Below are 20,127 nucleotides of genomic sequence, written 5' to 3'. Positions count from 1 at the left end.
ATGCCCGTTCAAATGATCCCTGCTTATAAAATAGACCAGTGATGGGCGGCGAACGTTACATGAGGAAGATCCCATGCACATTTTGCTGACCGGCGGTACTGGCCTGATCGGCCGTCAACTCTGCAAGCACTGGCTTGCCCACGGCCATCGCTTGACGGTGTGGAGTCGTCATCCGGACCAGGTCGCCAAACTGTGCGGCGAGCAGGTGTCGGGTGTTGCCAGCCTGCAAGAGGTTATCGGCCCGGTCGACGCGGTCATTAATCTTGCGGGCGCGCCGATCGCCGACCGCCCATGGACCCATAAACGCAAGGCGCTGTTGTGGAGCAGCCGTATCAGCCTCACGGAAACCTTGCTGGCTTGGCTTGAAACCCTCGCGCAAAAACCCGCGGTGTTGATCTCCGGTTCGGCGGTGGGCTGGTACGGCGACGGCGGCGAGCGCGAGTTGACCGAAGCCAGCGGCCCGGTACAGGACGATTTCCCCAGCCAGCTGTGCATCGCCTGGGAAGAAACCGCCCAGCGCGCCGAAGCCCTGGGGATCCGCGTAGTGCTGGTGCGTACCGGCTTGGTGCTGGCGGCCGAGGGCGGCTTTTTGTCGCGGCTGTTGCTGCCGTTCAAACTGGGGCTGGGTGGGCCGATCGGCAAGGGTCGGCAGTGGATGCCGTGGGTGCATATCAAGGATCAAATCGGCCTGATTGATTTTCTTCTGCACAAGCCTGACGCCAGCGGTCCTTATAATGCCTGCGCGCCACACCCGGTACGCAATCGCGAGTTTGCGAAAACCCTGGGCCAGGTGCTGCACCGCCCGGCGTTCATGCCGATGCCGGCCTTTGCGTTGAAGGTAGGCCTGGGCGAGTTGTCCGGCCTGTTGCTGGGTGGGCAGAAGGCGGTGCCCGAACGGTTGCTGGCCGCCGGTTTCACTTTCCAGTTCACTGAGTTGCGTGCGGCCCTGGACGAATTGTCCAGCCGCCTCTAGAGATAGGATGTTGCATGACGGATCACGCGTTGTTACTGGTCAACCTGGGCTCACCGGCGTCCACTTCGGTGGCCGATGTGCGCAGCTACCTCAATCAGTTCCTGATGGACCCATATGTGATCGACCTGCCGTGGCCGGTGCGGCGCTTGCTGGTGTCGCTGATCTTGATCAAGCGCCCCGAGCAGTCGGCGCACGCCTACGCCTCCATCTGGTGGGACGAGGGCTCGCCGCTGGTGGTGCTCAGTCGGCGCCTGCAGCAGCAGATGACCGCGCAGTGGACCCAAGGCCCGGTGGAATTGGCGATGCGCTACGGCGAGCCGTCGATTGAAAGCGTGCTGACCCGCCTCGCCACCCAGGGCATCCGTAACGTCACCTTGGCGCCGCTGTATCCGCAATTTGCCGACAGCACTGTGACCACGGTGATCGAAGAAGCCAAGCGCGTGGTGCGCGACAAAAAGCTCGATGTGCAGTTCTCGATCCTGCAGCCGTTCTACGATCAACCGGAGTATCTCGACGCACTGGTCGCGAGCGCGCGGCCTTATGTTGAGCAGGATTACGACCACCTGCTGCTGAGTTTCCACGGCTTGCCTGAGCGCCACCTGACCAAGCTCGACCCTACCGGCCAGCATTGCTTCAAGGATGCCGACTGTTGCAAGAACGCGTCCGCCGAGGTGCTCAAGACGTGCTATCGCGCGCAGTGTTTCAGCGTCGCTCGCGACTTCGCCGAGCGCATGGGGCTGCCGGAAGGTAAATGGTCAGTGGCCTTCCAATCGCGGCTGGGCCGCGCCAAGTGGATCGAACCCTACACCGAAGCGCGCCTGGAGGCCTTGGCCCAGCAAGGCGTGAAAAAGCTGCTGGTGATGTGCCCGGCGTTTGTCGCCGATTGCATCGAGACGCTGGAGGAGATTGGCGATCGCGGGCTGGAGCAGTTCCGCGAAGCGGGGGGCGAGGAGCTGGTGTTGGTGCCGTGCCTGAATGATGACCCGCAGTGGGCGAAGGCGCTCAATACGCTGTGCGAACGTGCACCGACGGCGCTGTAACCGAACCACGTGAAGATCTAAGTGTGGGAGGAGGCTTGCCCCTCCCACACGTTGGTTGCGTTACAGGCTTAGGGTCAGGCTGACCGTAAGGTTGCGCGGTTCACCGGGGTTGATCCAGTAATTGCTATAGGACCGTTCGTAGTACTTCTCATCAAACAGGTTGTTGAGGTTCAGGCCCACGGTGACATTCTGCGTGGCCTTGTAATGGGCCAGCAGATCGACCGTGTGGTAAGCCGGCAGCTCGAAACGCGTGCCGGCCTCGCCGGAGCGATCCCCCACGTAAGTGAACGCCGCGCCCAGGTCTGAGCCGCGCAACACACCATCCTGGAATTCATACACGCCCAGCAGACTGCCACTGCGCTTGGCCACGCCGAGAATCCGGCTGCCGGCGGGAATGGCTTTATCGCCCTTGGTCACTTCGGCGTCGATGTACGCAAACGCGCCGATCACGCGCACGGCCTCCGTCACTTGCCCTGTCAGTTGCAGGTCGAAGCCTTGGCTGCGTGCCTTGCCCATGGCGCGGCTGGTGTTGGTGGCCGGGTCCAGCGCGAGCACGTTTTCCTTTTCGATATGGAACGCGGCGAGGGTGGCGCTGAGGCGGTCGTCGAACAGCTCGCTTTTGATCCCCACTTCATAACCCACGCCTTCTTCCGGTTTGAAGGTTTTGCCGTTGGCGTCCAGGCCGCTGTTGGGTTTGAACGAGGTGGAGGCGTTGGCGAACACCCCGACTTGTGGGGTGAGCTGGTAAAGCAGACCGGCACGTTGGGTCAGCGCGTCGTGGGTTTGCCGGCTCTTGGCGTGGTTGCGCGCGAAGTCATCGGTGCTTTGCTCGAAATGCTCAAAGCGCGCGCCGACCATGCCGCGCAGGCGGTCGGTGAAAATGATCTGGTCTTGCAGGTTCAGCGCCTGGCTTTTGGTCTGCTCGAAGAAGTCGGTGCCGGAGCGTGTGCCGTTGGGTTTGGGCTGGCCGTAGACGGGGTTGTAGAGGTCGATGGGGTAGCGGCTGCCGCCGATAGCCGTGACGCGTTCTTTCTTGCGGTAGTCCTCGTATTCGGTGCCGATCAGCAGCTCATGCTGCCAACTGCCGATGTCGAACAGGCCGCGCAGTTCCAACTGGGTAATGCTGTCGTGCCAGCCCATGGAGCGTTCACGGTAGCGCCGGTCGAGGGTGTGACCGTCAACATTCAGCGCACGGTTTTCCGAGGCGTCGCCCCACAGGCTGCCTTGTTTGTAGTGGCTGGCGAGGCGCAGTTTCCAGGCGTCGTTGAGGTGATGTTCGAGGGTGGCCTGGATACGGTTGTTGTGGTTGTCGATGTCACCGTCGTTCGGCTCGCCAAGGAAAGTTGAGCGCGAGACGCCCGGGGCGTCGACAACGCCGCGATCGAAGGTGGAGCTGTGGCGAACGAATTCGCTCTCCACCAGCAGGCGGGTGTCCGGGTCCAACTGCCAACTGAACGAGGGGGCGACGAATACCCGCTTGCTCTGCACATGGTCGCGGAAGCTGTGGTTGTCTTCCACCGCCAGATTGACCCGCGACAGCACGTTGCCTTCGCCGTCCAGCGGGGTGTTGACGTCAACAGCAGTGCGATAGCGGTCCCAACTGCCGGCGCTGGTTTGCACGGTGGTGAAGGCTTCCGGTTGGGGCCTCTTGGTGACGATATTCACGGTGCCGCCAGGATCTCCCCGGCCATACAGGCTGGCGGCGGGGCCCTTGAGCACTTCGATGCGTTCGATATTCGCCGCGTCAGGTGTACTCGGGTAGCCACGGTTGGCGCTGAACCCATCCTGGTAGAACTCTGAGGTCGTAAAGCCGCGCACGCTGTATTCGTAGAGGGTGAGGCCGCCGAAGTTGTTTTGTTTGGACACGCCACCGGCAAATTCCAGGGCGCGTTCCACATTGGTGCTGCCCAGGTCCTTGAGCACCGTGGCAGGAATCACACTGATGGACTGTGGGATATCGCGCAGGGCGGTGTCGGTTTTTGTCGCGCTGGCGGAACGGGTCGCGCGGTAGCCTTTGACCGGCCCCGTGGCGGACTCATAGGCGTCGGTGGTGACGCTGATGGTGTCGAGTTCCACGGTGTTTTCTTCGGCGAAGGCGGGATCGAGCAGCAAGCCCAAGGCCAGGCCAGCCAAGGGGGCGATTCTTCGAGACGGCATGATAGAGCGTTCCAATAGCGATATTGAAACAATATAACATGACCAATGAGAATGAATTGCTTTGAAATATAAACTTACAGGTACCCGCGAACGGGTACCTGTATCAGGCCGCTTATTCCTCTTCCTTGACCGGAGCCGGCGGTGGGCGAAGGCCGATTTCCGCCAGCAGCTTGATCTCTTTACCGTTGCGCATCACCTGGATCGCCACCTTGTCGGTTGGCTTGATCCGCGCCACCTGGTTCATCGACTTGCGGCCATCGCCGGCCGGTTCGCCATTGATGCTGAGGATCACATCCCCCAGCTGCAGGCCGGCTTTCTGCGCCGGGCCGTCGCGGAAGATCCCGGCGACCACGATGCCGGGGCGTCCGGTCAAGCCGAAGGACTCGGCCAGTTCCTTGGTCAACGGCTGCACTTCAATCCCCAGCCAGCCACGAATCACCTGGCCGTGCTCGATGATCGACTTCATCACTTCCATCGCGAGCTTCACCGGGATCGCAAACCCGATGCCTTGGGAGCCGCCGGACTTGGAGAAAATCGCCGTGTTGATACCGGTCAGGTTGCCATTGGCATCCACCAGCGCGCCGCCGGAGTTGCCCGGGTTGATCGCCGCGTCGGTCTGGATGAAGTCTTCGTAGCTGTTGAGGCCCAACTGGTTACGCCCGGTGGCGCTGATGATCCCCATGGTCACGGTCTGGCCCACCCCGAACGGGTTGCCGATAGCCAGTGCCACATCGCCCACCCGCAAGCCATCGGAACGGCCGAGGGTGATGGACGGCAGGTTTTTCAAATCGATCTTCAAGACGGCGAGGTCGGTTTCCGGGTCGCTGCCCACCACACGGGCCAGGGTTTCGCGACCGTCACGCAGCGCCACCACAATCTGGTCGGCGCCGGTGGTCACATGGTTATTGGTGAGGATGTAGCCTTCGGGGCTCATGATCACCCCGGAACCCAGGCTGGACTCCATGCGCCGCTGCTTGGGCCCGTTATCACCGAAGTAACGGCGGAACTGCGGGTCTTCAAACAGGGGATGGGCCGGTTTGTTGATGACCTTGGTGGTATACAGGTTCACCACGGCGGGTGCGGCGATCACCACCGCGTCCGCGTACGTCACCGGGCCTTGCACCACCGCGCTGGTCTGCGGCGCCTGTTGCAGGTTCACATCAAGGCTGGGTAGACCCACCAGCTCCGGGAAACGCTGAATAATCAGCATCGCGATCAGCACGCCAGCCAACAATGGCCATCCAAAAAAACGCAGCGCCTTGAGCATCAAGTAAGTCCTGACAGGTTGCAGGGGGCGGGAGAGCGCCCATAATGTCGCGCATTATACGAGGCTGTGACGCCTGCGAACGGGATATTTAGGAGTCTTTTATGGCCGTCCCCCTTACCACCCTCGTCGAGGAAGCAGACCGCTACCTCGGCAGTGCAAAAATTGCCGATTATTGCCCCAATGGCTTGCAAGTCGAAGGGCGCCCGCAAGTGATGCGCATCGTCAGCGGCGTGACCGCCAGCCAAGCCCTGCTGGACGCGGCCGTCGAGGCCCAGGCCGACCTGATCCTGGTGCACCACGGTTATTTCTGGAAGGGCGAAAACCCCTGCATTACCGGCATGAAGCAGCGCCGCCTGAAGACGCTGCTCAAGCACGACATCAGTCTGTTGGCCTACCACCTGCCGCTGGACCTGCACCCCGACGTCGGCAACAACGTGCAACTCGCTCGCCAGCTGGACATCACCGTCGAAGGCCCGTTGGACCCGAGCAACCCTAAAATCGTCGGCCTGGTCGGCTCCCTTGCCGAGCCCCTGTCGCCCCGCGACTTCGCCCGCCGCGTGCAGGACGTCATGGGACGCGAGCCGCTGCTGATCGAAGGCAGCGAGATGATTCGTCGCGTCGGTTGGTGCACCGGCGGTGGCCAGGGCTACATCGATGATGCGATTGCCGCCGGCGTCGACTTGTTTCTGAGCGGCGAGGCCTCCGAGCAAACCTTCCACAGCGCCCGCGAAAACGACATCAGCTTCATCGCCGCCGGCCACCACGCCACCGAGCGTTACGGCGTGCAGGCGCTGGGCGATTACCTGGCACGGCGCTTTGCCCTTGAGCACCTGTTCATCGATTGCCCCAACCCGATTTGAGGGCCAAACCTGGGGGCATATTCATATACCGTTTCGATCTAGCTGGCGCCCTGAATAGAAGCAGGTGCTGTGCTAGCATGCCCCGCTCGAACACGGCCCGCTGGCCGTCCATAAGATCGTTTTTCCGTGAGTAACCATGGTCGACAAACTGACGCATCTGAAACAGCTGGAGGCGGAAAGCATCCACATCATCCGCGAGGTCGCCGCCGAGTTCGATAACCCGGTGATGCTCTACTCGATCGGTAAAGACTCCGCCGTGATGCTGCACCTGGCGCGCAAGGCCTTTTTCCCGGGCAAATTGCCGTTCCCAGTGATGCACGTCGACACCCGCTGGAAATTCCAGGAGATGTACACGTTCCGCGACAAAATGGTCGAAGAGCTGGGCCTGGACCTGATTACCCACGTCAACCCGGACGGCGTGGCACAGGGCATTAACCCGTTCACCCACGGCAGCGCCAAGCACACCGATATCATGAAGACCGAAGGCCTTAAGCAGGCCCTGGACAAACATGGTTTCGACGCAGCCTTTGGCGGTGCCCGTCGCGATGAAGAGAAATCCCGCGCCAAAGAGCGCGTGTACTCGTTCCGCGACAGCAAGCACCGCTGGGACCCGAAAAACCAGCGCCCCGAGCTGTGGAACGTCTACAACGGCAACGTCAACAAGGGTGAGTCCATCCGCGTGTTCCCGCTGTCCAACTGGACCGAGCTGGACATCTGGCAGTACATCTACCTGGAAGGCATCCCGATCGTACCGCTGTACTTCGCCGCCGAACGCGACGTGATCGAGAAGAACGGCACGTTGATCATGATCGACGATGACCGCATCCTCGAGCACCTGTCCGACGAAGACAAAGCCCGTATCGTCAAAAAGAAAGTCCGTTTCCGTACCCTTGGCTGCTACCCGTTGACGGGCGCGGTGGAGTCCGAAGCGGAGACGCTGACGGACATCATTCAGGAAATGCTCCTGACGCGAACTTCCGAGCGCCAGGGCCGTGTCATCGACCACGATGGCGCCGGCTCAATGGAAGATAAAAAACGTCAAGGCTATTTCTAAGGGGCTGTCATGTCGCATCAATCTGATTTGATCAGCGAGGACATCCTCGCCTACCTGGGCCAGCACGAGCGCAAGGAAATGTTGCGCTTCCTGACCTGCGGCAACGTCGACGACGGCAAGAGCACCCTGATCGGGCGCCTGCTGCACGACTCCAAGATGATCTACGAAGATCACCTGGAAGCCATCACCCGCGATTCGAAAAAATCCGGTACCACCGGTGACGATATCGACCTGGCCTTGCTGGTCGACGGGCTTCAGGCCGAGCGTGAGCAAGGCATCACCATCGATGTCGCCTACCGCTACTTCTCCACCGCCAAGCGCAAATTCATCATCGCCGACACCCCCGGCCATGAGCAGTACACCCGCAACATGGCCACCGGTGCGTCCACCTGTGACCTGGCGATCATCCTGATCGACGCGCGCTACGGCGTGCAGACCCAGACCCGTCGCCACAGCTTTATCGCCTCGTTGCTGGGCATCAAACACATCGTGGTGGCCGTCAACAAGATGGACATCAATGGCTTCGACCAAAGCGTATTCGAGCAGATCAAGGCCGATTACCTGAAGTTCGCCGACGGCATCGCCTTCAAGCCGAGCACCCTGGCGTTCGTGCCGATGTCGGCGCTCAAGGGCGACAACGTGGTGAACAAGAGCGAGCGTTCGCCTTGGTACACCGGGCAGTCGCTGATGGAAATTCTTGAAACCGTCGAGATCGCCAACGACCGCAATTACACCGACCTGCGTTTCCCGGTGCAGTACGTCAACCGTCCGAACCTGAACTTCCGTGGTTTTGCCGGCACCCTGGCCAGCGGCATCGTGCACAAGGGCGACGAAGTCGTGGTGCTGCCGTCGGGCAAGAGCAGCCGCGTCAAATCCATCGTCACCTTTGAAGGTGAGTTGGAGCACGCAGGCCCAGGCCAGGCCGTGACCCTGACCATGGAAGACGAGATCGACATCTCCCGTGGCGACCTGCTGGTGCATGCCGACAATGTGCCGCAAGTGACCGACGCCTTCGACGCCATGCTGGTGTGGATGGCCGAAGAACCGATGCTGCCGGGCAAGAAATACGACATCAAACGCGCCACCAGCTACGTGCCGGGTTCCATCACCAGCATCGTGCACCGTGTGGATGTGAACACCCTGGCCGAAGGTCCGGCGAGTTCGCTGCAGTTGAACGAGATCGGCCGGGTCAAGGTCAGCCTCGACGCGGCCATCGCCCTCGACGGTTATGACAGTAACCGCACCACGGGCGCGTTCATTGTCATCGACCGTCTGACCAATGGCACTGTGGCTGCGGGCATGATCATCGCGCCGCCGGTCACTCACGGCAGCTCGGCGCAGCACGGCAAGTTGGCCCACGTGGCCACCGAAGAGCGCGCCCTGCGCTTCGGTCAGCAACCGGCCACCGTGTTGTTCAGCGGCCTGTCCGGCGCGGGCAAGAGCACCTTGGCCTACGCGGTCGAGCGTAAGCTGTTCGACATGGGCCGCGCGGTGTTCGTGCTGGATGGCCAGAACCTGCGTCATGACCTGAACAAGGGCTTGCCGCAGGACCGTGCCGGGCGTACCGAGAACTGGCGTCGTGCCGCTCACGTGGCGCGTCAGTTCAACGAAGCGGGCCTGCTGACCCTGGCTGCGTTTGTGGCACCGGATGCCGAAGGCCGTGAACAGGCCAAGGCGCTGATCGGCGGCGACCGTCTGCTGACGGTCTACGTGCAAGCATCGCCGCTGGTGTGCGCCGAGCGTGACCCGCAAGGCTTGTACGCCGCTGGTGGGGATAACATCCCTGGCGAATCCTTCCCGTACGACGTGCCGTTGAATGCCGACCTGGTGATCGACACCCAGGCCCTGTCGTTGGAAGAGAGTGTCAAGCAAGTGCTGGAGCTGTTGCGTCAGCGCGGCGCGATCTAAACCTCGCGGCCACAAAAAAGCCCGCCACCGAGTGATCGGTGGCGGGCTTTTTACATGCTGGAGATCGGGCTCGGTCAAGTGTGGGAGGGGGCTTGCTCCCGATAGCGGTGTATCAGTAACAGCTGTACTGGCTGACACGCCGCCATCGGGAGCAAGCCCCCTCCCACAGGGTGATCATCGTTTGCCTGGGAATTCTGTGTGCAGTTTCTCCAGCAACTGATCCTTGTCTTCCCACAACCGATTGATCCAGCCTTGGAACGCCAACCGATACTCCCCATCCTGCTCATAATTCTTGCCGATAAACTCGGCCGGAATCTGCACCTCTTCGAACTGCACCACCACGTCCTTCACATTGCCACACAGCAAATCCCAATACCCTGGACGCCCGGCCGGGTAGTGGATGGTCACGTTCACCAGTGACTTCAATTGCTCACCCATGGCATCCAGCACAAACGCGATACCGCCAGCCTTAGGCTTGAGCAGGTAGCGAAACGGCGAACTCTGCTGGGCGTGTTTGCCCGGTGTAAACCGGGTGCCTTCAGCAAAGTTGAAGATACCCACAGGGTTGTCGCGAAACTTCGCACAGGTCTTGCGGGTAGTTTCCAGGTCTTTGCCTTTCTTCTCCGGGTGCTTTTCCAGGTAAGCCTTGGTGTAGCGCTTCATGAAAGGGAAACCCAACGCCCACCACGCCAGGCCAATCACCGGCACCCAGATCAGCTCCTGCTTGAGGAAAAACTTCAACGGGCGAATCCGGCGGTTCAGCACGTATTGCAGCACCATGATGTCGACCCAGCTCTGGTGGTTGCTGGTCACCAGGTACGAGTGCTGATAGTCCAGTCCTTCAAGCCCGGTCAGGTGCCAGCGGGTGCGGCGTACCAGGTTCATCCAGCCCTTGTTGTTGGTCACCCACGCCTCATGGGTGTGGTTCATCAGCCATTCGCTGAAGCGCTTGGCGAACGGCAGCGCCTTGAACAGCGCCACGATAAACAGGAACGAACAGAGCAGGATCGTATTCAGCGCCAGCAACAGCGAAGCAATCACCCCGCGCACGGCGGCAGGTAGAAAATCCAGCATTTAGATATCCATAGGTCGGTTGGCGGCTTGGATCGCAGTCAGTGCGATGGTGTACACGATGTCATCCACCTGGGCGCCACGCGGCAGGTCGTTGACCGGTTTGCGTAGGCCCTGGAGCATTGGCCCCAGGCTCACGCAATCGGCGCTGCGCTGCACGGCCTTGTGGGTGGTGTTGCCAGTGTTCAGGTCGGGGAACACAAACACCGTGGCCTTGCCCGCCACCAGGCTGTTGGGCGCCAGTTGCCGGGCGACCGTCTCGTTGGCGGCGGCGTCGTATTGCAGCGGGCCGTCGATCAGCAGCGAGCTTTGTTGTTCGTGGGCGAGCAGGGTGGCTTCGCGGACTTTTTCCACTTCCTCGCCGCTGGCCGAATCGCCGCTGGAGTAGCTGATCATCGCCACGCGCGGAGTGATGCCGAACGCGGCTGCCGAATCAGCGCTTTGCAGGGCGATTTCCGCCAGTTCGGCAGCGCTCGGGTGTGGGTTCATCACGCAATCGCCGTACACCAGTACCTGCTCGGGGAACAGCATGAAGAACACCGACGATACCAGCGTGCAGCCGGGAGCGGTCTTGATCAACTGCAGGGCAGGGCGGATGGTGTTGGCAGTGGAGTGAATGACGCCGGAGACCAGGCCATCCACTTCATCCAGTGCGAGCATCATGGTGGCAATCACCACGGTGTCTTCCAATTGCTGCTCGGCCATCGGCGCGTTGAGGCTCTTGCTCTTGCGCAAGGCGACCATCGGCTCGACGTAACGCTGGCGAATCAGGTCCGGGTCGAGGATCTCCAGGCCTTCGGGCAGTTCGATACCCTGGGCGCGGGCGACCGCTTCCACGTCCGCAGGCTTGGCCAGCAGCACGCAACGGGCAATGCCCCGCGCCTGGCAGATGGCGGCGGCTTGCACGGTCAGCGGCTCGCTGCCTTCGGGCAATACGATGCGCTTGTTGGCCGCCTGGGCGCGTTGGATCAGCTGGTAACGGAACACCGCCGGTGACAGGCGCATTTCCCGTGGCGTGCCGCAGCGTTGGTGCAGCCAGCGGGCATCGAGGTGGCTGGCGACGAAGTCAGTGATGATCTCCGCGCGCTCGCGGTCATCAATCGGGATTTCTTTGTTGAGGCTGTTGAGCTGGTTGGCGGTGTCGTAGGAGCCGGTGCTCACCGACAGCACCGGCAGCCCGGCCTGGAACGCGCCGCGGCACAGGTCCATGATGCGCGGGTCGGGCAGGGTGTCGCTGGTCAGTAGCAAGCCGGCCAGGGGCACGCCGTTGATCGCGGCCAGGCTGACGGCGAGGATGATGTCGTCGCGGTCGCCGGGCGTCACCACCAGCACGCCAGGCTTTAGCAGCTCCACGGTATTGCGCATGGTGCGGGCGCAGATGATGATTTTGGTCATGCGCCGGGTTTCGTAGTCGCCGGCGTTGAGAATCTGGGCGCCCATCAGGTCGGCCACATCGCGGGTGCGCGGTGCATTGAGTTCCGGCTGGTAGGGAATGCAGCCGAGCAAGCGGAAGTCGCCGCTGCGCAACAGCGGCGAATGCTCTTTGAGGCGTGCCGAGAAGGCTTCCATGCTTTCTTCGGTGCGCACCTTGTTAAGAATCACACCGAGTACTTTCGGGTCCTTTGGGCCGCCGAACAGTTGCGCCTGCAATTCCACGCGGCCGGACAGTTCGGTGAGCACTTCGTTTTCCGGGGCGGACACCAGGATCACTTCCGCATCCAGGCTCTTGGCCAAGTGCAGGTTGACCCGCGCCGCATAGCTGGCGTTGCGCGTGGGCACCATGCCTTCGACGATCAGCACGTCCTTGCCCACCGCGGCTTGCTGGTACAGCGTGATGATTTCTTCGAGCAGTTCGTCGAGTTGGCCGTCGCCGAGCATGCGCTCTACGTGAGCCAGGCCCAGGGGCTGAGGCGGCTTGAGGCCGTGGGTGCGCGCCACCAGTTCGGTGGAACGCTCAGGGCCGGTATCGCCGGGATGCGGCTGGGCAATCGGCTTGAAGAAACCGACTTTCAGCCCGGCCCGTTCAAGGGTGCGCACCAGCCCAAGGCTGATGGAGGTCAGACCCACACCAAAATCGGTGGGCGCGATAAAAAAAGTTTGCATGCGAATTCTCTGAAGGTGCATGGCTTCGGTGAGGTTCTATGTTTGAACATCTACCGGGAATCAGGCGCCAAGGTTATCGTTATTCGCGCGCTTGCGCACACCAGCCGCAGGCAAAGGGCTGGCCTATTTTTTCAAGGCGTTGCACGGGGTCGAGCACCCAGGCGCGTGCCTGCCAGGGTGGCTGGTGGCGTAGATGCTGGGTGTGGCCGCAGGACAGCTCGGCGACCCAGTGCTGGTCGGCGTCCTGGCGGAATCCGAGGATGAAGGAGGCCGTTGATCTGTCCCGTCCGTCCGGGTTCTGTTCGCTTTCGGGCAAATCCTTGTTTAGACTTGTCCGTTCTTCATTCTTATGCAAAAGGTCTCGCCCCATGACGATCGCCGCTAACAAGGCTGTCTCCATCGACTATACCCTGACCAACGACGCTGGTGAGGTCATCGACAGCTCCGCCGGCGGCGCGCCGCTGGTCTACCTGCAAGGCGCAGGTAACATCATTCCAGGCCTGGAGAAGGCGCTGGAAGGCAAACAAGTGGGTGATGAGCTGACTGTGGCCGTAGAACCTGAAGATGCCTATGGCGAGTACTCGGCCGAACTGGTCAGCACCCTGAGCCGCAGCATGTTTGAAGGCGTTGACGAGCTGGAAGTCGGCATGCAGTTCCACGCCTCCGCGCCGGACGGCCAAATGCAGATCGTCACCATCCGCGACCTGGACGGCGATGACGTGACCGTTGACGGCAACCACCCGCTGGCTGGCCAGCGCCTGAACTTCCAAGTGAAGATCGTTGCCATCCGCGACGCTTCCCAGGAAGAAGTGGCTCACGGCCACGTGCACGGCGAAGGCGGTCATCACCATTGATCGCGGTTTGATCAATAGGTAACAAAAACGCCCCGACTGGTTCGGGGCGTTTTTTTTTTGCCTGTGTTTTTTGGTTGACTGGTTTCCAGTGGTGAGCGGGCTTTTTGTGGTGAGCGGGCTTGCCCCGCGCTGGGGCGCGAAGCGGCCCTAAAACCTGAGATTGGGTTCTGTCTGGAGGAACGCGTTGAATGTATTGGGACTGCTGCGCAGCCCAGCGCGGGGCAAGCCCGCTCACCACAAAAAAGCCGCCGATCCAGGAAGGGGGGTATTTTCAGGCACAAACAAAAATGCCCCGGACCTTTCGGTACGGGGCATTTCTTAACTGTTGCACAACCTGGGCTGCGCGGCAGTTGTTACCACTTAGGCTGCAGCAGGAACGCTCAGAGCCTTGATGTGGCCATTCAGGCGGCTCTTATGGCGAGCGGCCTTGTTCTTGTGGATGATGCCTTTATCGGCCATACGGTCGATAACCGGCACTGCCAGAACGTAAGCAGCTTGGGCTTTTTCAGCGTCTTTGGTGTCGATGGCTTTAACTACATTCTTGATGTAGGTACGAACCATGGAACGCAGGCTGGCGTTGTGGCTGCGACGCTTCTCAGCCTGTTTTGCACGTTTTTTGGCGGAAGGTGTGTTGGCCACCGTCGAGCTCCTCGAAAGACTTTTTAGGAAATAGCAAACAAAATAGGCCGCGAATCATGCCGATGACTTGATGGGTTGTCAAGAGCGGCTGATGCGAACTGCTGAGTGGTCGATCTGAAGAGGCGGGTGATTTATTTCCGGCGCTTGACCTGTAAACTCGCGAGCTTTGGCTCTGTGCTGTTGCAGGCGCGCAGTATCGCATAAGTAGGCGCTTAGTTCGCCTGCTCTTTATCTATAGGCGCAAACTCTTTCAATGAATCTGCTCAAATCGTTGGCTGCCGTCAGCTCTATCACGATGATCTCCCGGGTTTTGGGGTTTGTGCGTGACACCCTGCTGGCGCGCATTTTTGGCGCCAGCATGGCCACGGATGCCTTCTTTATTGCATTTAAATTGCCCAACCTGCTGCGGCGGATCTTCGCCGAAGGCGCGTTTTCCCAGGCATTCGTGCCGATCCTGGCCGAATACAAGACCCAGCAGGGCGAGGAGGCGACCCGCACGTTTATTGCCTACGTCTCGGGCCTGCTGACCCTGGTGCTGATGCTGGTGACCGTCCTCGGCATGCTCGCCGCGCCCTGGGTGATCTGGGCCACGGCCCCCGGTTTTGCCAATACGCCGGAAAAATTCGCACTGACCACTGATCTGTTGCGCGTGACCTTTCCTTATATATTGCTGATCTCCCTGTCATCCCTGGCCGGGGCGATCCTCAATACCTGGAACCGTTTCTCGGTGCCGGCGTTTGTGCCGACGCTGCTTAACGTCAGCATGATCATCTTCGCGCTGTTCCTTACGCCGTATTTCGATCCGCCGGTAATGGCGCTGGGCTGGGCCGTGCTGGCTGGCGGCCTGGCGCAATTGCTCTACCAACTGCCACATCTAAAAAAGATCGGCATGCTTGTACTGCCGCGCCTGAATCTCAAGGACACCGGCGTGTGGCGTGTCATGCGCAATATGCTGCCGGCGATCCTCGGCGTGTCGGTCAGCCAGATTTCGCTGATCATTAACACGGCGTTCGCTTCGCTGCTGGTGTCAGGCTCGGTGTCATGGATGTACTACGCCGACCGCCTGATGGAGTTGCCGTCCGGCGTGCTTGGCGTGGCACTGGGCACGATCCTGCTGCCGACCCTGGCGCGCACCTATGCCAGCAAAGACCGTCAGGAATACTCACGCATCCTCGATTGGGGCCTGCGCCTATGTTTTGTACTGGTGCTGCCGTGTGCGCTGGCGCTTGGGATCCTAGCCGAGCCGTTGACCGTGTCGCTGTTCCAATACGGCCAATTCGATGCCCATGACGCCTTGATGACGCAGCACGCGCTGGTCGCTTATTCCGTCGGTCTGCTCGGCATTATCGTGATCAAAGTGCTGGCCCCCGGCTTCTATGCCCAGCAAAACATCCGTACGCCGGTCAAAATCGCGATTTTCACGCTGATCGTCACGCAACTGCTCAACTTGGTGTTTATCGGGCCTTTGGCCCACGCCGGCCTGGCCCTGGCCATCAGTGCCGGTGCGTGCATCAACGCCGGGCTGTTGTTCTACCAACTGCGCAAACAGCAAATGTTCCAGCCTCAGCCAGGCTGGGGGATGTTCGCCCTCAAGCTGTTGGTGGCGGTGGGCGCGATGTCGGCAGTGTTGCTTGGCCTGATGCATTTCATGCCCGCCTGGGACGAAGGCCATATGCTGGAGCGCTTCCTGCGCCTTGGCGTGCTGGTAGTCGCCGGTGTGGTGGTGTACTTCGGGATGTTGCTGCTGCAAGGCTTCCGCCTGCGCGATTTCAATCGCAAGTCACTGAGCTAGAGAGTTTGCCGCGATAAAACCGTTGTTTTATCGATTCGATCCATTTGGCCTGTGCTGTTGCCTGTCGTCCGAGGCCGGGTGTGGTTATAATCGACCACTTTATGAGCAAGAAGCGCGTTATGCAGCTGGTTCGAGGTCTCCACAACCTGCGCCCCGAGCATCGGGGCTGCGTCGCCACTATTGGCAACTTTGACGGTGTTCACCGTGGCCACCAGGCTATCCTGGCCAGGCTGCGCGAGCGTGCGGTCGAGTTGGGCGTGCCCAGCTGCGTGGTGATTTTCGAACCGCAGCCGCGGGAATACTTCACGCCCGAGACAGCGCCGGCCCGGCTCGCACGTCTCAGAGACAAGCTGCAACTGCTGGCTGAAGAGGGTGTAGACCGCGTTCTCTGCCTGGCTTTTAACCAGCGTTTGCAAAGCCTGAGCGCTGCCGAGTTCGTCGACCGCATCCTCGTCGATGGCCTGGGTGTACAGCATTTGGAGGTCGGTGACGACTTCCGCTTTGGTTGCGACCGCGTCGGGGATTTCGATTTCCTGCAGCATGCCGGCGTCAACCAGGGGTTTACCGTCGAAGCCGCGCAAACCGTCGAACTGGACGGCCTGCGCGTGAGCAGTACCCAGGTGCGTAACGCCCTGGCCGCTGCCGACTTCGCCTTGGCCGAGCGGTTGCTCGGCCGCCCGTTCCGCATTGCCGGACGGGTCCTGCACGGCCAGAAGCTGGCGCGCCAATTGGGCACGCCAACCGCCAACGTGCAACTCAAGCGCCGCCGTGTGCCGCTGACCGGGGTTTACCTGGTGAGCGTCGACATCGACGGCCAATCGTGGCCGGGAGTCGCCAATATAGGCGTCAGGCCCACGGTTGCAGGTGATGGCAAGGCCCACCTGGAAGTGCATCTGTTGGATTTTGCCGGTGATCTGTATGACCGGCGTTTGACGGTGGTTTTCCACCAGAAGCTGCGTGAAGAGCAGCGTTTCGCCTCCCTTGAGGCGTTGAAAACGGCGATCAATGCGGATGTCGCCGCCGCCCGTGCACTAGCCGCACCTAGCGCCCATCGCTAACCGAAGAGCCTTAAATGACCGACTATAAAGCCACGCTAAACCTTCCGGACACCGCCTTCCCAATGAAGGCCGGCCTGCCACAGCGCGAACCGCAGATCCTGCAGCGCTGGGACAGTATTGGCCTGTACGGAAAGTTGCGCGAGATTGGCAAGGATCGTCCGAAATTCGTCCTGCACGACGGCCCTCCTTATGCCAACGGCACGATTCACATCGGTCATGCGCTGAACAAGATTCTCAAGGACATGATCCTGCGCTCGAAGACCCTGTCGGGCTTCGACGCGCCGTATGTTCCGGGTTGGGACTGCCACGGCCTGCCGATCGAACACAAAGTCGAAGTGACCTACGGCAAGAACCTGGGCGCGGATAAAACCCGCGAGCTGTGCCGCGCCTACGCCACCGAGCAGATCGAAGGGCAGAAGTCTGAATTCATCCGCCTCGGCGTGCTGGGCGAGTGGGATAACCCCTACAAGACCATGAACTTCAAGAACGAGGCCGGTGAAATCCGTGCCTTGGCCGAAATCGTCAAAGGCGGTTTTGTGTTCAAGGGCCTAAAGCCCGTGAACTGGTGCTTTGACTGCGGTTCGGCCCTGGCCGAAGCGGAAGTCGAGTACGAAGACAAGAAGTCCTCGACCATTGACGTGGCCTTCCCGGTTGCCGACGACGCCAAGCTGGCCGAGGCCTTTGGCCTGGCAAGCCTGAGCAAGCCGGCGGCCATCGTGATCTGGACCACCACCCCGTGGACCATCCCGGCCAACCAAGCGCTGAACGTGCACCCGGAATTCACCTACGCCCTGGTGGACGTCGGTGATCGCCTGCTGGTGCTGGCCGAGGAAATGGTCGAGGCCTGCCTGGCTCGCTATGAATTGCAAGGTTCGGTGATTGCGACCACCACCGGCTCCGCGCTGGAACTGATCAACTTCCGTCACCCGTTCTATGACCGTCTGTCGCCGGTGTACCTGGCGGACTACGTTGAACTGGGCGCCGGCACCGGTATCGTTCACTCCGCGCCAGCTTATGGCGTGGACGACTTCGTGACCTGCAAAGCCTACGGCATGGTCAACGATGACATCCTGAACCCGGTGCAGAGCAATGGTGTGTACGCACCGTCGCTGGAGTTCTTCGGTGGCCAATTCATCTTCAAGGCCAATGATTCGATCATCGACAAGTTGTCGGAAGTCGGTTCGCTGTTGCACACCGAAACCATCAAGCACAGCTACATGCACTGCTGGCGTCACAAGACCCCGCTGATCTATCGCGCCACCGCGCAGTGGTTTATCGGCATGGACAAAGAACCGACCAGTGGCGACACCCTGCGTGTACGCTCGCTCAAGGCCATCGAAGACACCCAGTTCGTCCCGGCCTGGGGCCAGGCGCGCCTGCACTCGATGATCGCCAACCGTCCGGACTGGTGCATCTCCCGCCAGCGTAACTGGGGCGTGCCGATCCCGTTCTTCCTGAACAAGGAAAGCGGCGAGTTGCATCCACGTACCGTTGAGCTGATGGAAGAAGTGGCCCAGCGCGTTGAACTGGAAGGTATCGAAGCCTGGTTCAAAATGGACGCTGCCGAGCTGCTGGGCGATGAAGCGCCGCAGTACGACAAGATCAGCGACACCCTCGACGTATGGTTCGACTCGGGTACCACTCATTGGCACGTGCTGCGCGGCTCGCACCCGATGGGTCACGAAACCGGCCCGCGTGCCGACCTGTACCTGGAAGGCTCCGACCAACACCGTGGCTGGTTCCACTCGTCGCTGCTGACCGGTTGCGCCATCGACAACCACGCGCCGTACCGCGAACTGCTGACCCACGGCTTCACCGTCGACGAGACGGGCCGCAAGATGTCCAAGTCGCTGAAGAACGTGATCGAGCCGAAAAAGATCAACGACACCCTGGGCGCCGACATCATGCGTCTGTGGGTCGCCTCGACCGATTACTCGGGCGAAATCGCCGTGTCCGACCAGATCCTGGCTCGTAGCGCCGATGCCTACCGTCGTATCCGTAATACCGCACGCTTCCTGCTGTCGAACCTGACCGGTTTCAACCCGGCCACCGACATCCTGCCGGCCGAGGACATGCTCGCCCTGGACCGTTGGGCCGTGGACCGTACCCTGTTGCTGCAGCGTGAGTTGCAGGAAAACTACGGCGAATACCGTTTCTGGAACGTGTACTCGAAGATCCACAACTTCTGCGTGCAGGAGCTGGGTGGCTTCTACCTCGACATCATCAAGGACCGCCAGTACACCACCGGCGCCAACAGCAAGGCGCGCCGTTCGGCGCAGACCGCGCTGTACCACATCTCCGAAGCGCTGGTGCGCTGGATCGCGCCGATCCTGGCCTTCACCGCCGACGAACTGTGGGAATACCTGCCGGGCGAGCGTAACGAGTCGGTGATGCTCAACACCTGGTACGAAGGCCTGACCGAACTGCCGGCCGACTTCGAGCTGGGCCGCGAGTACTGGGAAGGCGTGATGGCTGTCAAAGTCGCGGTGAACAAGGAGCTGGAAGTACAGCGTGCGGCCAAGGCCGTCGGTGGCAACCTGCAAGCCGAAGTCACCCTGTTCGCCGAGGCAGGCCTGACCGCCGACCTGGCCAAGCTGAGCAACGAGCTGCGCTTCGTGCTGATCACCTCCACCGCGAGCCTGGCACCCTTTGCCCAGGCCCCGGCGGATGCGGTGGCGACCGAAGTGCCGGGCCTCAAGCTCAAAGTGGTCAAGTCGGCCTTCCCTAAGTGCGCCCGTTGCTGGCACTGCCGCGAAGATGTCGGCGTGAACCCTGAGCATCCGGAAATCTGTGGTCGTTGTGTCGACAACATCTCGGGTGCTGGTGAGGTTCGTCACTATGCCTAACGCTTCCAGCCGTTTCGGACGTTTGGGCCTGCTCGTACTGAGCGTGCTGGTCCTGGTCATCGACCAGGTCAGCAAGGCTCATTTCGAGGGTTCCCTGGAGATGTTCCAGCAAATCGTGGTGATCCCGGATTACTTCAGCTGGACCCTGGCCTACAACACCGGCGCCGCTTTCAGCTTTTTGGCTGACGGCGGTGGCTGGCAGCGCTGGTTGTTCGCTGTGATTGCCTTGGTGGTCAGTGCGGTGCTGGTGGTATGGCTCAAGCGCCTTGGTCGCGATGACACTTGGCTGGCCGTTGCCCTGGCACTGGTGCTCGGCGGCGCGCTGGGCAACCTGTACGACCGCATTGCCTTGGGCCATGTGATCGACTTCATTCTGGTGCATTGGCAGAACCGCCATTACTTCCCGGCGTTCAACTTTGCCGACAGCGCCATCACCGTCGGTGCAATCATGCTGGCGTTGGATATGTTCAAAAGCAAGAAAACCGGAGAGACCGTCAATGACTGA

The 20,127-nt window shown here is 61.0% G+C and carries 16 protein-coding genes; 10 read left to right on the top strand and 6 right to left on the bottom strand.

The window, feature by feature from the left end; all coding sequences use genetic code 11:
• Positions 1 to 73 precede the first annotated feature (73 nt).
• Positions 74 to 973: a TIGR01777 family oxidoreductase gene (locus K7431_RS16565; protein ID WP_012722127.1), complete on the top strand. Its 900-nt coding sequence runs from the start codon at positions 74 to 76 to the stop codon at positions 971 to 973.
• Between the two features lie 14 nt (positions 974 to 987).
• Entirely contained in the window at positions 988 to 2,013 is a 1,026-nt protein-coding gene (hemH, locus tag K7431_RS16560; RefSeq protein ID WP_012722128.1) for a ferrochelatase, read from the top strand.
• Between the two features lie 60 nt (positions 2,014 to 2,073).
• Here hemH and K7431_RS16555 read toward each other — a convergent pair whose 3' ends face one another.
• Positions 2,074 to 4,170 (bottom strand): TonB-dependent siderophore receptor, encoded by a 2,097-nt coding sequence (locus K7431_RS16555; protein ID WP_012722129.1) that lies wholly within the window; start codon positions 4,168 to 4,170, stop codon positions 2,074 to 2,076.
• 112 nt (positions 4,171 to 4,282) lie between these two features.
• Positions 4,283 to 5,437 (bottom strand): Do family serine endopeptidase AlgW, encoded by a 1,155-nt coding sequence (algW, locus tag K7431_RS16550; protein ID WP_012722130.1) that lies wholly within the window; start codon positions 5,435 to 5,437, stop codon positions 4,283 to 4,285.
• A gap of 101 nt (positions 5,438 to 5,538) precedes the next feature.
• Here algW and K7431_RS16545 point away from each other — a divergent pair, with 101 nt between their 5' ends.
• The 3 genes from K7431_RS16545 (at position 5,539) to cysN (ending at position 9,259) form a co-directional block, all read left to right on the top strand.
• Positions 5,539 to 6,297, top strand: coding sequence for a Nif3-like dinuclear metal center hexameric protein (locus K7431_RS16545; RefSeq protein WP_012722131.1), 759 nt, complete (start codon positions 5,539 to 5,541; stop codon positions 6,295 to 6,297).
• Positions 6,298 to 6,433: 136 nt separating this feature from the next.
• Positions 6,434 to 7,351, top strand: coding sequence for a sulfate adenylyltransferase subunit CysD (gene cysD / locus K7431_RS16540; protein WP_012722132.1), 918 nt, complete (start codon positions 6,434 to 6,436; stop codon positions 7,349 to 7,351).
• A 9-nt stretch (positions 7,352 to 7,360) separates the two neighbouring features.
• Positions 7,361 to 9,259, top strand: coding sequence for a sulfate adenylyltransferase subunit CysN (cysN, locus tag K7431_RS16535; RefSeq protein WP_012722133.1), 1,899 nt, complete (start codon positions 7,361 to 7,363; stop codon positions 9,257 to 9,259).
• A 174-nt stretch (positions 9,260 to 9,433) separates the two neighbouring features.
• Here cysN and K7431_RS16530 read toward each other — a convergent pair whose 3' ends face one another.
• The 3 genes from K7431_RS16530 to K7431_RS16520 all read right to left on the bottom strand — a co-directional run bounded on the left by K7431_RS16530 (position 9,434) and on the right by K7431_RS16520 (position 12,803).
• Positions 9,434 to 10,333 carry an acyltransferase gene (locus K7431_RS16530; protein WP_012722134.1) on the bottom strand — a complete coding sequence of 300 codons (900 nt, stop codon included), beginning with the start codon at positions 10,331 to 10,333 and terminating at the stop codon, positions 9,434 to 9,436.
• Entirely contained in the window at positions 10,334 to 12,433 is a 2,100-nt protein-coding gene (gene pta, locus K7431_RS16525; protein ID WP_012722135.1) for a phosphate acetyltransferase, read from the bottom strand.
• A 79-nt stretch (positions 12,434 to 12,512) separates the two neighbouring features.
• Complete coding sequence (locus tag K7431_RS16520) at positions 12,513 to 12,803, bottom strand: DUF3565 domain-containing protein (protein WP_012722136.1); 291 nt, start codon at positions 12,801 to 12,803, stop codon at positions 12,513 to 12,515.
• Between K7431_RS16520 and K7431_RS16515 the strand changes: the two genes are divergently transcribed.
• Positions 12,802 to 13,287: an FKBP-type peptidyl-prolyl cis-trans isomerase gene (locus K7431_RS16515; RefSeq protein WP_012722137.1), complete on the top strand. Its 486-nt coding sequence runs from the start codon at positions 12,802 to 12,804 to the stop codon at positions 13,285 to 13,287. The two genes, K7431_RS16520 and K7431_RS16515, sit on opposite strands and share 2 nt — an antisense overlap.
• A 360-nt stretch (positions 13,288 to 13,647) precedes the next feature.
• On the opposite strand, the gene rpsT is transcribed toward K7431_RS16515, so the two are convergent.
• Complete coding sequence (rpsT, locus tag K7431_RS16510) at positions 13,648 to 13,926, bottom strand: 30S ribosomal protein S20 (RefSeq protein WP_003188401.1); 279 nt, start codon at positions 13,924 to 13,926, stop codon at positions 13,648 to 13,650.
• A 253-nt stretch (positions 13,927 to 14,179) separates the two neighbouring features.
• On the opposite strand from rpsT, the gene murJ reads away from it, so the two are divergent.
• From murJ to lspA, 4 genes are all read left to right on the top strand, one after another.
• The gene (gene murJ / locus K7431_RS16505) at positions 14,180 to 15,718 is read left to right on the top strand and encodes a murein biosynthesis integral membrane protein MurJ (RefSeq protein WP_012722138.1); all 1,539 of its coding nucleotides are present in this window, start codon (positions 14,180 to 14,182) and stop codon (positions 15,716 to 15,718) included.
• 119 nt (positions 15,719 to 15,837) lie between these two features.
• Positions 15,838 to 16,776, top strand: coding sequence for a bifunctional riboflavin kinase/FAD synthetase (gene ribF, locus K7431_RS16500; RefSeq protein WP_010213269.1), 939 nt, complete (start codon positions 15,838 to 15,840; stop codon positions 16,774 to 16,776).
• A 14-nt stretch (positions 16,777 to 16,790) separates the two neighbouring features.
• Positions 16,791 to 19,622, top strand: a complete 2,832-nt coding sequence (gene ileS / locus K7431_RS16495; protein ID WP_012722139.1) for an isoleucine--tRNA ligase — start codon at positions 16,791 to 16,793, stop codon at positions 19,620 to 19,622.
• Complete coding sequence (gene lspA / locus K7431_RS16490) at positions 19,615 to 20,127, top strand: signal peptidase II (protein ID WP_012722140.1); 513 nt, start codon at positions 19,615 to 19,617, stop codon at positions 20,125 to 20,127. Before ileS ends, lspA begins: the two co-directional genes overlap by 8 nt.

It is taken from the genome of Pseudomonas fluorescens group sp. (genome assembly GCF_020093335.1).
Taxonomy (GTDB): Bacteria; Pseudomonadota; Gammaproteobacteria; order Pseudomonadales; family Pseudomonadaceae; genus Aquipseudomonas; species Aquipseudomonas petroselini.
The sequence above is the reverse complement of the archived record's forward strand: the minus strand, read 5'-3'. Positions and strand labels throughout refer to the sequence as shown.